Annotated in this window: 10 protein-coding genes, 1 tRNA gene and 1 pseudogene; 2 read left to right on the top strand and 10 right to left on the bottom strand. The window is 59.5% G+C overall.

Features of this window, described 5'->3' with window-relative positions:
• Positions 1-3 precede the first annotated feature (3 nt).
• The 4 genes from EN807_RS04930 to EN807_RS04915 all read right to left on the bottom strand — a co-directional run bounded on the left by EN807_RS04930 (position 4) and on the right by EN807_RS04915 (position 2,870).
• The gene (locus EN807_RS04930; protein ID WP_095520024.1) at positions 4-240 is read right to left on the bottom strand and encodes a Trm112 family protein; all 237 of its coding nucleotides are present in this window, start codon (positions 238-240) and stop codon (positions 4-6) included.
• Between the two features lie 196 nt (positions 241-436).
• Positions 437-1,108 carry an LON peptidase substrate-binding domain-containing protein gene (locus EN807_RS04925; RefSeq protein WP_029349515.1) on the bottom strand — a complete coding sequence of 224 codons (672 nt, stop codon included), beginning with the start codon at positions 1,106-1,108 and terminating at the stop codon, positions 437-439.
• A 170-nt stretch (positions 1,109-1,278) separates the two neighbouring features.
• Complete coding sequence (trxA, locus tag EN807_RS04920; RefSeq protein WP_135934093.1) at positions 1,279-2,277, bottom strand: thioredoxin; 999 nt, start codon at positions 2,275-2,277, stop codon at positions 1,279-1,281.
• Positions 2,278-2,372: 95 nt separating this feature from the next.
• On the bottom strand, positions 2,373-2,870 hold the full coding sequence (locus EN807_RS04915; RefSeq protein ID WP_135934092.1) for a prolyl-tRNA synthetase associated domain-containing protein: 498 nt from the start codon (positions 2,868-2,870) through the stop codon (positions 2,373-2,375).
• Positions 2,871-3,101: 231 nt separating this feature from the next.
• On the opposite strand from EN807_RS04915, the gene EN807_RS04910 reads away from it, so the two are divergent.
• A tRNA-Gly gene (locus tag EN807_RS04910) sits at positions 3,102-3,176 on the top strand.
• Between the two features lie 280 nt (positions 3,177-3,456).
• On the opposite strand, the gene EN807_RS04905 is transcribed toward EN807_RS04910, so the two are convergent.
• The 5 genes and pseudogenes from EN807_RS04905 to EN807_RS36370 all read right to left on the bottom strand — a co-directional run.
• Positions 3,457-4,527, bottom strand: a complete 1,071-nt coding sequence (locus EN807_RS04905; RefSeq protein ID WP_135934091.1) for an adenylate/guanylate cyclase domain-containing protein — start codon at positions 4,525-4,527, stop codon at positions 3,457-3,459.
• Positions 4,528-4,530: 3 nt separating this feature from the next.
• On the bottom strand, positions 4,531-5,022 hold the full coding sequence (locus EN807_RS04900; RefSeq protein ID WP_245477437.1) for a Rab family GTPase: 492 nt from the start codon (positions 5,020-5,022) through the stop codon (positions 4,531-4,533).
• Positions 5,023-5,038: 16 nt separating this feature from the next.
• Positions 5,039-8,104 carry an OmpA family protein gene (locus tag EN807_RS04895; protein WP_135934090.1) on the bottom strand — a complete coding sequence of 1,022 codons (3,066 nt, stop codon included), beginning with the start codon at positions 8,102-8,104 and terminating at the stop codon, positions 5,039-5,041.
• A gap of 7 nt (positions 8,105-8,111) precedes the next feature.
• Positions 8,112-8,777 (bottom strand): hypothetical protein, encoded by a 666-nt coding sequence (locus EN807_RS04890; protein ID WP_095520020.1) that lies wholly within the window; start codon positions 8,775-8,777, stop codon positions 8,112-8,114.
• A gap of 610 nt (positions 8,778-9,387) precedes the next feature.
• Positions 9,388-9,533, bottom strand: a pseudogene (locus tag EN807_RS36370) (IS110 family transposase); the annotation flags it as partial.
• A 74-nt stretch (positions 9,534-9,607) separates the two neighbouring features.
• On the opposite strand from EN807_RS36370, the gene EN807_RS04880 reads away from it, so the two are divergent.
• Positions 9,608-12,580, top strand: coding sequence for a trifunctional glycosyltransferase/class I SAM-dependent methyltransferase/polysaccharide deacetylase (locus tag EN807_RS04880; protein WP_135934089.1), 2,973 nt, complete (start codon positions 9,608-9,610; stop codon positions 12,578-12,580).
• Between the two features lie 154 nt (positions 12,581-12,734).
• Here the strand turns inward: EN807_RS04880 and EN807_RS04875 are convergent, their stop codons facing one another.
• Positions 12,735-13,415, bottom strand: a complete 681-nt coding sequence (locus tag EN807_RS04875; RefSeq protein WP_135935788.1) for a peroxiredoxin-like family protein — start codon at positions 13,413-13,415, stop codon at positions 12,735-12,737.
• Positions 13,416-13,425 lie beyond the last annotated feature (10 nt).

The raw sequence follows: 13,425 nt of genomic DNA, 5'->3' as shown, positions 1-13,425 counted from the left end.
CGTTCAGGACGGTCCGCCCAGGCGCGGCGGCAATCCGTCCTCGAAGGGGAGCGAGCGCGCCTCCGAAGGCAGCATGATCGGGATGCCGTCACGCACCGGATAGGCAAGCCGTGCGACCCTCGAGATGAGCTCGCCTCGCTCCGGATCCCAGGTAAGCGGGCCCTTGGTCAGCGGGCAGGCCAGCAATTCCAGCAGTTTGGGGTCGACATTGGCCTTCTTTCCATCACGCCCGTCCACCATTCGGTCTGTCCTTCTCTGGGGTCACTTTAGGTTTCGCGCGGCTCTCCCTTCTCCTCTTGTGGGAGAAGGTGTCGCCGAAGGGCGACGGATGAGGGGTGTGCCAGCTTGGCACCAACGGCGCTCCGTCCAGCACCCCTCAACCGTCTTGGCGCTGCGCGCCAATCTTCCTTCTCCCACAAGGGAGAAGGAAGAGCCCCTATTGCAGGCTCGACCCGAAATCCTCGTTTTCGCGTGCCAGCGCCATTTCGGTGATGGCGATCAGCGTTTCAGCGCGTGTCTTCAGGTCCGCCGCTTCGAGCAGCGCCTGTTTCTCGGCCGGCCCGTAGGGAGCCATCATCGACAGCGCATTGACCAGCATGGCATTTTCGGCGCGGCTGACGCTTTCCCAGTCGGCTTCAAGATCGTTGGCCTGCAAATAGGCGCGAAATGCCTTGAGCAGCGCCGGCCGGTCGATCTCGGCCTCTGCCTGATCTTCGTCGAGATCGGTGAGAAAGGGCGCAAACCGGCACTGGCGGAAGGGCGTCTTGACCGCGAGCTCCTGCACGATGCGGAACCGGCACACACCTTGCAGCGAAATCAGGTAGCGGCCATCGCCGCTCTCGGACAGTGCGATGATACGTCCGGCGCAGCCGACGTTGCAGAGTTCCGGCTCGCCATCGCCACGCCGCGCACCATCGAGGCTGGGCTGTATGACGCCGATCAGCCGCGATCCGGCGATCGCCTCATCCACCATCTCGAGATAGCGCGGCTCAAAAATGTTGAGCGGCATGCGGCCGCCCGGTAGCAGCAATGCGCCTTCAAGCGGGAAGATCGGCACCGTCGACGGCAAATCCGTATCGAGCCGGTAATGCGCGTTTCCCGCCTGCACTTCAAACCTCCGCTCGCTTCCCTCAAGAAGCGCATCAAGCCCGCCCGCCCATCCCATCGCAACCTGACGCGTAATCGTCACGAAGCGAAGAACGGATCGGTCAGGCCTCCTAATCTGGCGCAGCCGTCGTCGACCGCAAGGCCATCAGGAAAAAACAGCTTGATGCGCGCTCAGGAAAACAGCAGCGACGACAATTTGCGCCGCGCCGCCAGCGTTGCCTCGTCGGTCATGCCCCATGCCTCGAAGAACTGCAGCAACTGCGTCTTGGCGCCGTCGTCGTTCCACGAGCGATCGGCCTTGACGATCGCCAGCAGATTGTCGGCCGCGGCCATGCGCTCGCCGTTGGCGTTCTGGATCATCGCAAGATCGAAACGTGCCTGGTGGTCCCCGGGGTTCTGAGCCAGGCGCCGCTGGAGTTCGGCCGGATTGCCAAGTGCTGCTGCCTGCGCGGCAAGCGCCATCTTGGCGCGTACGGCGGCGAGTGGCGGCGCATCCTTCTTGGCTTCCGGCGCCCGCGCCAGCACCGCTTCGGCGCCCTCGGCATCGCCGGCCTCGAACAGCAGATCGCCAAGCCCGGCAATCGCCTCGATCGTGTCCGGCGCCTGTTCCAGCACGGCGTCATAGATGTCCGCCGCGGTCTGCACATCGCCGGCGGCGCGCGCCTCCGCGGCCGCGGCAAGCGCCTCGGCCACCTGCGGCGCACCATTATTCTTGCCGCCGACCTTCTGGATGAACGCGGCGATCTGGCTCTCGGGGATGGCGCCCATGAAGCCGTCGACCGGCTGGCCATCCCTAAAGGCGATGACTGCCGGTATCGACTGAATGCCGAGCTGGCCGGCGATCGAAGGATGGTCGTCGATGTTCATCTTGACCAGCTTGACCTTGCCGCCGGCGGCCGTGACCGCCTTTTCCAGCAGCGGCGTCAGTTGCTTGCAGGGCCCGCACCATGGCGCCCAGAAATCGACCAGCACCGGCTGGCGGCGCGATTCCTGGATGACGTCGGCGGCAAATGTGGCGGTCGTTGTGTCCTTGATGACGTCGACGGCGACAGGCGGCTCGCCAAGCGCGACTTTCGCGGGAGTGGCCTCAGTGCCGCCATACTGCCCTGTGGTGGCATACTGTCCGCCATTGCTGCCAAATGGGCCGCCAAATTGATTGTTGTCGCTCATCTCGTCGCCCTTTCGGTCGCGCTGCCGGCCAACCGGCCCGGTGCAACGTCGTTAATTCTCACTCAGAAATCGGTTTATCGTCACCCATGTGGCGATCATCCCGTGACTTTCAAGATAACAGCATCATGCCCGGTTGCCTCGACGAATTTGACGAGGTCGGCGGCGGCGATTGATGTCGTTGCCTCATTGGTCAGCGGATGGGCATTGATGACGGCATGGCGCATCAACTCCTGGTCGAGAACGACCTTGACCCGCCGCGCCGTATCGTTGATCACGCCGAAAACCGTCACCGCGCCCGGTACGACGCCGAGAAGCTCCATCAGCATCTCCGGCTTGCCGAAGGAAACGCGCCCGGCGGCGCCGATGACGTGATGGATCTGCTTGAGATCGACCACCGCCTCCTCGTCGACGCTGACCAGGAAGAAATTGTCCTTCTTGTCCTTGAGGAACAGGTTCTTGGTGTGCCCGCCGACAATTTCTCCACGCAGCGCCTGCGAATCGGCGACAGTGAACAGCGGCGGATGGCGCAGCGTCGAGACCTCGATTCCAAGATCGGCGAGAAAGGCAAAAAGCTCGGATTCGGTTTTCGGCATGTTGTTTCTTGTGGGACTTTCTTGTTGTCGCGGTTTGGATCATGCCGTTTACGGCCAATGACGCGGCCGAGACAAGACCGTTGCGCGGCGACGCGCTGATTCCGTGCGATCCACGCCACGGAAGGCTCGTTTACGTCGCCGGGTGCGGCCAAAAAAACCTGCGATTTCCCTGTTGCAATCGCCGCGCCCTTCAGCCATATAGGCGCGGCTTGCGGTCCAAAAGCCGCGCGAGCGGGTGTAGCTCAGGGGTAGAGCACAACCTTGCCAAGGTTGGGGTCGAGCGTTCGAATCGCTTCACCCGCTCCAGTTTCCTCTCGGAAATCGAGCGATTAAGAGGCGCCTTTCGGGGCGCCTTTTGCTTACATGGCGTTGCAGCGGCTCGGGTCTCCCAGCGTTTGCGCTGGGCCGTGCGCAACGGGTTCTTCTCGCCATAGGCGGCGCCGGTGGCGGCCACCAACCTCCAACTCCACACAACCTGTGGGGACGCGACCCCGCTCGGTGGTCGACTGCACCTCTGCGGACATTCGAAACCATGATGTTGCTTGAGCTGCAATGCGCTCCAGGGTCGGCACTGCCAAGCGGCAAATCAGGCCGGGAGCCGCCACATTCGCACACGACCTGTACCACGCAATTCCGTTTCCTCGAGTGGGTCGCAAGGAAAATTTGGTCCAAGCAGTTTGCGAGTTGCATCCGAAATACGGATTTCATCGGGCTCCGCTGACGTTTGAATACGTGCGGCGAGATTAACGGTCTCGCCCCACAGGTCATAGGCGAACCGCCTCTTGCCTATGACGCCCGCGACGATTGGTCCTGAGTGAATTCCAATTCTGAGTCTTATCGGTTCTCCTGCGAAGCGTTCGTGCTTAACTGCCTTCCGCAGTTCAAGTGCATAGTGCGCAAGGGCTTCTGCATGATCGGATCGCGCGGCGGGCAGGCCAGCGACCACCATCACACAATCGCCGATTGTCTTGATCTTTTCGCAGCCGTATTGTTCCGAGAGCAGATCCGCCGCCTTGAAGAAGTAATTTAAAATAGCGAGCGTTGTCTCGGCTCCGACGCTCCGCGCTCTTTCCGTAAAGCCGACGATGTCGGCAAAAAGCACACTCACGTCGGCATGGTTGTCTGCAATTTGTTCGTCCGCTTTTAACCGCTCGGCGATCGACGCCGGAAGAATGTTGAGGAGTAGGCTTTCGGCGCGCTGGTATTCACGCGACAATCCCTCTTGGCTCTGCCTCAACGCCTCGTTCGTCAATTGTAATTTTTCGTTGAGTTGACGCTCCCTCTCTTGCAGGAGTGTCATTTCATAAGCCTTCTGTTGAAGCCGCTGCCTATTGTCGCGTTCGGCAGTGGCGTCAAGAAAGAGCAGCCACACGCTGGCATTGTCAGCAAAAAGATGAAGGTCCGCGACACGCCCGCTGGGCAGTTCGACCATGGCCATATGATATGGCAGCTCCGGACAAGGCAGCAAACCTTCCATGAATTCAAGCTGCTCGGCAACAGGCTCGCCAATGCGAAGTGATGAGAGTCCGTAGTGTTCAACACTACCGCCCATCGCTGCGATGCAAAGCTGGGCGTCAATTTTCAGATATGCGACAGAGTGCTCGTGGTAGAAGAAATCGTAAATCCAGCTTCTGACTTCTCGTGGAAATCCATGCATGGTCTATTTGGCAACCATCGAAGCAAGCTGACGAAACGCATCATCAACACATTCACCCGAAAGCGCACTTGTTAGATAGATTTGCCATCCAAGTTGCCTCAGTTCGTTAATCTCACTATCCGATATTGCCCAGCGATCGGCCAGATCGGATTTGTTGAACAGCAATACGAAAGGCATAGGGCCGAATTCGGCCTCGGCCCGCTCGCGCAGCGTGAGCGCCACGGCAAGAGTAGCGGCGCGGGTTCCATCGACGACCAGCACGAGCCCGCTCGCACCTCGCACATAGCTGACGCGGAATGAGCCGATATCGTCTTCGCCGGCCAAATCCCACAAAATCAGATCCACGGTTTTATCGGGCAATACAACACTCTTCTTGTCGATTTTCACTCCCACCGTGGTCAAGTAGGTTTCTGAAAAGATGCTTTGCACAAACCTGCGAACCAGACTTGTCTTTCCGACAGCGAACCCGCCCAACATGCAGATCTTCTTTTGCAATATCCCGGGCTCCGCCCTAGTGGAAATTTACCGTAACCGAAACTCTGCGATTGGCGGAGCTCCCGGTTCGGCTATCTTCAGCCTCCGCTGGCTCAAAGGTGCCCGCGCCGCGAACCAAGAGCAATTCCGGATCGACGCCGCGCTTCTTGAGAAGCGCACGAACTGTCTCCGCGCGGGCGGCGCTGATCGACACCTTGGCCGTTTCACGGCCCGTCGCGTCCGAATGGCCGGTCAACATGAACTGGGCTGTTACGCCTGCCTCGCGGGCATCCTTGGCCAATTCCTTCAACTGATTCGCCAATTTGTCGAGAACCGGCAATTGCTCTGGTCCCGGTACAGCCTTGCCAGAATCGAAGAAAATGTCGACCGCTTGAATAGCGTCCCTCAAATGCGTGAGTTCCTGAGGGGTCGACTCACGCAGCTCGGAGATATCTAGAGAGAGTCCGTCCGCGGACAGCTGTTGGGAGGCGACCCGCGCCCGGTTTATCCAGGCGGCAGGAGCCTCACCCACGGCAACGATGCGATCCTGGATGGTCATAAGCCGAACCGATTTCGGCGGAGCAAGCGACGCCACCAGCCGCTTCAGTACGAACTTCGGATCGAGGCTCTGATAGAATTGCCACTGCGAATGAACGCGAGCCGGATCAACCCCTGTTCCGGACAGCAGAGCCTGCGGGTCGGCGGCCTGCGGGTCTCTCAGGCCGGAAATATAGAAGTGTCCACCCCTCGCCCTTTGTTGGGCGACGATGATCCCCGGTTGAGCCTCAAGTCGCGACACATAAGTCTGCCAGTGCTCCGCCGCGCGTGCTTCGGGGCTCACATCACGAACCTTGGAGATGTCGAATACCGGTCCGCCTGCCGAAAGCTGTCGGGCCGCTGCGCGCGCCCGATCTATCCAGGTGTCGGGAGCCTCACCCTCGGCAACGATGCGATCCTCGACGATCGAAAGCCGAACCGATTTCGGTGGGGTCAGCGACGCGGTTAGCCGCTTCAGCACGAACTTCGGATCAAGGCTCTGATAGAATTGCCACTGCGAATGAACGCGGGCAGGATCAATCTGCGTTCCGGACAGCAAAGCCTGCGGGTCAGCGGCAAGCGGGTCTCTCAGGCCGGCAATATAGAATTGGCCATCGCGCATCTTTTGTTCGGCAACGATGATGCCCGGCTGGGTCTCCAGTCGCGACACATAGGCCTGCCAGTGCTCCGCCGCGCGTGCTTCGGGGCTCACATCACGAACCTTGGAGATGTCGAATGCCGGTCCGCCTGCCGAAAGCTGTCGGGCCGCTGCGTGTGCCCGATCTATCCAGGTGTCGGGAGCCTCACCCTCGGCAACGATGCGATTATTGACGATCGAAAGTCGTACTGAATCCGGCGGAGCCAGCGACGCCACCAGCCGCTTCAGCACGAACTCCGGCTCAAGGCTCTGATAGAATTGCCACTGTGAATGAACGCGGGCGGGATCGACCTTCGTTCCGGACAGCAGCGACTGCGGGTCGGCGGCAAGCGGGTCTCTCAGGCCGGCAATATAGAATTGGCCATCGTGCACCTTTTGTTCGGCAACGATGATGCCCGGCTGGACCTCAAGTCGCGACACATAGGCCTGCCAGTGCTCCGCCGCGCGTGCTTCGGGGCTCACATCACGAACCCTGGAGATGTCGAATACCGGTCCGCCTGCCGAAAGCTGTCGGGCCGCTGCGCGTGCCCGATCTATCCAGGTGTCGGGAGCCTCACCCTCGGCAACGATGCGATCATTGACGATCGAAAGTCGTACTGAATCCGGCGGAGCCAGCGACGCCGTAAGCCGCTTCAACACGAACTCCGGCTCAAGGCTCTGATAGAATTGCCACTGCGAATGAACGCGGGCGGGATCGACCTGCGTTCCGGACAGCAAAGCCTGCGGGTCGGCGGCAAGCGGATCTCTCAGGCCGGCAATATAGAATTGGCCATCGCGCACCTTTTGTTCGGCAACGATGATGCCCGGCTGGGTACTCAGCCGCGACACATAGGCCTGCCAGCGTTGCCCGGATTGCCAGGAAAGAAGGAACCAACCGCCTGCCGGAATCAAAACCAGCAGGACTGCAGCCACCACCAGCCAAGGAAATCCCTGGTTAGAGTCCTCCTGCTTTAGTTCAACGCAGGTCTGCAACAGCGTCTCTACGCCGACCAACTGCGAACTGTCGCCGTCAAACTGCTCTAAAGCCTGTGAGCATTCATCATGGATGCGAAGCAACACATCGCGAAATATTTCATGTAATTCCTCTGGCGGATTTCCCCGGATCACCGCAACCAAGGTCGCAAACGGTCCAACTTCCGACCAGAGACGAAGCTCCCCAAAACGGATAGTGTCCAGGCCGCTCTGTTCTTTCTCGTTAAATGAGTCTTTCACAAAATCTTGAATTGCACTAAGCATCGAAGAAATGAGTTGAGGATCTTCGCTCGTTGCATTATCGGCAGTTACATGCGCTATCAAAAGCCCGGAATTGCGGTTAATCAGAAAGACATGCTCTACACGATAGACAAGCGAATGCTTAAGAACAACTTCTGAGAAGCTTGCGCCCGTTCTCCAAGCTTCAAATCTCCACTTAAGCCCATGCCAGGTAAATATATGTCTTAAGGTTTCATTCAGCGACTGAAAGGTCTGATCGATCTTTTCCCCGATCGACTTGCGAATTGCCGGCAGAAACACGGGGTATAGTATATCCGTAAGCGTACGCGGGCTCTTCTGGATGGACCGTTGCACGGCCCTCTCGACAGCTGGCGCAAGTGCCTCGCCGAGTTGCGCATGAGGCGCACGTGCGGCTGCACTGGGGAGAACACCCCCCACTGCAGACGCAAGCTGCTCAGGTTCGTCGAGCAGGTGCGTAACTCGTGAAAGCTCCGAAATTTCGCGGCCGACCAGCAACTGGCGCAGCGTTTCCATGCGAGGATCGGCGGTGGGAACTCCGTCGAGACGCGCACGATAGTCCGGATCAACGTTCCGGGCAATTTCGACCAAAAGATTAGCCAGAGCCTCGCGATCAATCTCTGTATCGTTCGAAGCTGCTCTTTGAGGAAGGCTGATTGGGTCGACGGTCGACGTCAAGTTCCGATCAACTCACTTTCCAGCTACGTTCCGAGTTGCTCTTGCTGCCGACGGGATCCTGATTTAGACATTTTGCAACCTCGACAAACAGGCCAGCCAAAAGATTTCGGTCGGTCTTGACGTTGCTGAGATCCGAAAACATCTTTTCCATTAGCATCTGCATGCTTTCATTCTTTTGCTTGATTTCCTCACGCAGCAATTGATCGCTTCGATTTATCCGGTCCGCGACTTCGCGCTCAAGCTCGCTCAATTGATCCGACAACGCGCGCACCTGCTTTTCAAGCGCCTGATTTTGCTCACGAAGATTCCGGTCAATCTCCTTGTCGGCCTCGGCTCGTGCATCTTTTTCGTTCCGCAATTGCGCCGCGAGCGATTCGACCTGCTTCTTTGCATTTGACTCGTACATCTCAAGATTGCGCTTGGCCTCGGATTCGACATCCTTGAAGCGCTGCAAGAACCGTTCTTCAAGCTTGGAAAAACGGCGGTCGTAGTCCTGCATCTGGTTGCCGAACAGCAGATCACGTATCTTGTCGACACCTACAGCGTCGCCGGAGACCCCGCTCTCGCGAGCCTGGACCCCCATGAAGGCCAGCCCGTTTCCATCTGCATTACTTATCAGATTTTCGTCCGCTTTATTTGCTGAAGAAGCGGTATTCGAAGATTCCTTAGCCATCCTTATGCCCCTTCATTTGAACACCTGCCACAGTGCAAACTCAAAAACACCCAAGCATGTCAGCAAAATACCCGGCTCGCAAGCCGGAATCTTCTTGACGTAAGCCAATTCGTGCGCCCCTTTTACATCTCTTCGACTAGCAGCAAATGCACGAGTTCCGATTGGTGTCGCTCTCGATCTCTTTGTGATAGCAGCCATAACCGGCTAATCTAATCGACCATTGGACGCAATCTACTATCGAAATGAGTAATACAATGTTCCGGCTATAGCTACTGGAGCGCAATTAAGTAGCGCTGACTCATTAGAAGTATCTAAATTAGCTGGTCTAGCGGCGCACATACTGTCTCGCACCCGGCTGTATACTGCGACGATCCGCTTCCGATGCGGGCCCAACGGTAGAAGGGAGGTCCTCTTTCGCACGGAGAATGGCTGTTCGAGATTACCCTCGGAATCGGGGCGTTTCGGTCGACAGGAGGGGAGCAATCGTCCCAATAACGGCAGTCATTCACACCAAAGCTTCAGTGGGCTTGCATTTACGGCGCCCCCGATTGCAAAAGACGTCAGTCTGCCGTAGCTGTTCACTCATACGGTGCCAGGGACCATAGCTTGTGGTCACGGAGCCGACTCCGGTGATCGACATGAGTATGCGGCATGCTTGGCTTTGACGTGCATCTGCGACAGCTGGCGCCCAAGCTCGGCGGCACGGATGCGAATGCTGCGCCAGGCTTCCAGCATCGGTAGCACGACAGGAGCAAGTTCGCTCTGCAGCCAAATGGCGGCGTCGCGGCGGACTCTTGTTCTACCTTCGAACCAGGCACGGGTAAGACGGCGTGGTGCATAATCCCTTGGTTTCAATCGTGGTTCCTGCGCACAACGCTGGGGTAACGCTGGCGCGCGCACTCGATTGCCTTCTCGATCAGGAAATAATGGACTGGGAGACGATCGTCGTCGTCGACGCCTCCACGGACGCCACCGCCGCGATTGTCGCCGGTTATGTGGAGCGCGATGCCCGGTTTCGGACGTTGAGCTCTTGCGCGCATAGCGCCGCCGGCGCGCGCAATAGCGGAATCTCGACAGCGCGCGGCCGCTGGCTCATGTTCCTGGATGCGGACGATTGGGTGGACGCCAGCTTCCTTGCGAAGATGCTGGCCGCACTTGAAGCCGCGCCCGATGCGGTCGCCGCCTATTGCGGTTCCCGGCGCGTGATGCCCGATGCCGAACTCACCCCGTCGAGCATCACAACGGAGGTTGCGATCCAGCCCTTCGAGACATTCGCCCGCCGGTGTGCGATTTGCAGTCACGCGCTGCTGGTCGACCGGAAGTCAATTGTCGAGTTGGGCGGTTTCGATGTGTCGCTGCGCACCTGCGAGGACTGGGATCTGTGGCAGCGCCTCGCACGTCTAGGCAAACGTTGGGTGATGGTCGACGAGCCGCTCGCGTTCTATCGGACCAGCCCCAACTCGCTCTCCCGCAATTCGACGCAGATGCTGGTGGATGCGGAAATCGTGATCGCCCGCGGCTTTTCTCCTGATCCCAGGGTCAAACACCCAGCATCGGCTCACGCCAATGGAGCGATCGGGGCTAACGGCCGCACCGCGTCCGAAGCACTCGCGTGGTTCGCATTGTGGAACGCCGCGTCGGATTGCGGCTGCGGCTCGCGATCGATCGACCCGCAGTCCCTGCGGGCGCTCCCGGCAGGACGTAAGTGGGCGCGTGACATCGCCAAGGTGGCGTTCGATGGCCTTATGGTAGGAAGCCTATCGGTGCCAGCGCAATTGGCTGCCAGGTGGGACAGGTTCGGCGGCTCCCTCACCGAGTTGATCACCGAACTCGGCAAGGTCTGGGACGATCCCGTCGCGGGTCGCCGCGTCCAGTATCAGCTTGAGCAAATGCTTCTCGACTTCGACGATCTTGCCGCGCCGCGCATACTGGCGCGGACACTCGGAATTCGCGTCGATATTCGAAATCCGGCCTCGATCGAATTGCCGGAAGGAATCGATCAAATTTATGCCTATCTGATGATGGATGGCCAGATCGAAGCTGTCGTGCAGTTCGGCGTACTCGGGAAAGTGACAAGGCGCAATTGGATTGAATTGATCCGAAATTTCGTGCCCCCTGAGCGGCTTATACACAGTGCCGCGCGGCTTGCGAGGCGATCGCCTGTACATGCCCCGCAACAGGGCGCCGGTGCCGACAAGTCAAACATGTTTGCAGCCGAGGCATTGTTGTCCATCGCGGGACGCCGGTCTGATCGGGACAGCCACTTCGGCAAACTCGCGCGGTTGGCCGCAGAAGCGCGGGGGCTGGTTCGGTCGAGCGCCGAAGCTACAGAGCCGCTTGCCGCGCCACGCCGTGCATCGGCCGCGGATGGGCACGACAATGATCGCACGTCGTTCTGGAATCGCCGTTTCGCGACCGAGGATCCCTGGAACTACGGTTCGTCCTATGAGCAGGAAAAATATGAGCGGCAGCTCGAAATTCTGCCTGCCGGTCCGATCGGACGGGCGCTTGAGCTGGCCTGCGCGGAGGGGCACTTCACGCGGCAGCTGGCGCCGCGAGTGGGCCATTTGACCGCAACCGACATCTCCGCCGTAGCCATCGGGCGAGCGCGCGCGCGATGCAGCGATCAGCCGAATGTTGAGTTCGGCGTACTGGATTTCTGCGCGGACACGCTGCCGGGTGAGATGGACCTGATCGTCTGTTCGGAAGTGCTCTACTATCTGGATGATCTCGCCGAATTGCGGCGCATCGCCAAAAAAATCGTCGAGGCATTGGCGCCTGGCGGCAGTTTCATCAATGCACACGCATTCGTGTTACGTGACAATGTTGAAAGGACCGGCTTCGACTGGAACACATTCGGTGCACAAGCGATCTCAGAGACGCTGGCAGGAACCGAAGGCCTCGTCCTCGATCAATCGATCCAGACCGAGCTCTATCGCATAGACCGCTTCCGCCGCCTGTCACCGGACGACGTGGCGACGGAACCGACGATTGATCAAGTGCCAATCCGCGCGCCCCTCGAAATCGGGGTCGCGCGAAATATCGTTTGGGGCGGGGCGCGGGCCTTGCGCCGCGACGTTGCGCGGAGCGAGCGGCGACAGCGTATCCCTGTCCTCATGTATCACAGCGTCTCCGATGAAGGTCCGGCCGCGCTCGCCCGTTTTCGGCTCACGCCCGCCGCATTCCACAGCCAGATGGCATGGCTGCGCGCCAATGGCTTTCACTCGATTAGGTCCGAGCAGCTGGAATGGTTCATCGCCAACCGTCAACCTTTCGTTGGCCGCCCAGTGCTCATCACCTTCGACGACGGCTTCCAGAACTTTGCCGACCATGCCTGGCCGATCTTGCGCGCGAACGACCTGACCGCGGAAGTGTTCCTGGTGACGGACCTGGTGGGTGAAAGTGCACTGTGGGACGCCGACAGCGGTCCGCCAACGCAGCTTATGGACGCCGGGACGGTGCGACGCCTCGCCGGCGAAGGTGCGTTCTTCGGAAGCCATCTGGCGACGCATCGCGCGATCGATGGTCTGTCGAGCTCTGACTTGGCCGCCGAGCTGCTGCGCTCTCGTATGTTCATCGAACGGTGGACCGGTCGGCCAACCACGGCGTTCGCTGCACCCTTCTCTGTCACCGACCGACGGCTTGGCCGGCTGGCCAAGGAGTGCGGCTATCGGATCGGCTTCGGCGGCAGACATGGGCCGGCGGGCCTCGATTGCGATCCCATCGACCTTCCGCGCATCGAGATTCGCGGGGATCGCTCGCTCGATGACTTTGTTGCCCGTGTCGAGGCGGTGCTCGGATGAACGGTGAACTTGTCAGCCGGGTGCGTGGCTGCCACGAGCGTGCGGGTCATTGCCAGAACCGTACATTCTGGCTCGCCGAGGCCAATGTCTAGATTTGTAACAAATTGGTTCCGCTTTTTGTTCAGTGTCCCGCCCGTTTACCTCGTTCGCAAGTCTATTGGGCGACTTGGGACACGGCTGACATCAGCTCCTGCGGGTTTGGCACCCTAAACATGTATCGCCCACCCTCTGGAACCTCCGTGAAGCTCCAGCGGACGATCCCCTGCCGGTCCAGTAGGAACTGACCGATCAGTTGTCCGAGTCCCGTTGCCATCATCTGCTCGTCGGCTTCGGTCAGTTCGTAATGGTCCCTTTTGTCGAGGATTTCGCCGGCCGCAATAGGATCCATTGGACCGGGCAACTCGCTTGGAATATCGACCCGCATATCCTTCACCGCTGCCATCGAGACCTTGTACGGCCAGTTCGTCTCGTTTTGGGTGAATTCGAGATTGGGCAGTCCAAAAGCACGATGTGAAGCGCGTTCAGGGTCGGAGGCCGCAAGCAGATTCGGCATCGGGTGGTAGCGGAAATAGAGACGCGCCCGCTCGATCGGCGTGTTGACCACCGTCAGGCTCCCCACGCCCTTTTCGCGCAGCTCCGGAGCAAGCCGCGCCTGGGCGGCGATATGGCGCCGGCAAAACGCACAATGCAGACCTCGAAACAAGCCGACCAGCACCGGTTTTTGTCCGCGAAAGTCGTCAAGCGCGATCTTGCCTTCCTGGGTAATGGCGTCGAGTACCACGTTCGGCGCACGGTCGCCCGGTTGAAGCGGTACCAAGTCACTAGGCGCGGACATTTCCAACCTC

Origin of the sequence: Mesorhizobium sp. M5C.F.Ca.ET.164.01.1.1 (genome assembly GCF_004792125.1) — a bacterium.
Taxonomy (GTDB): Bacteria; Pseudomonadota; Alphaproteobacteria; order Rhizobiales; family Rhizobiaceae; genus Mesorhizobium; species Mesorhizobium wenxiniae.
The sequence above is the reverse complement of the archived record's forward strand: the minus strand, read 5'-3'. Positions and strand labels throughout refer to the sequence as shown.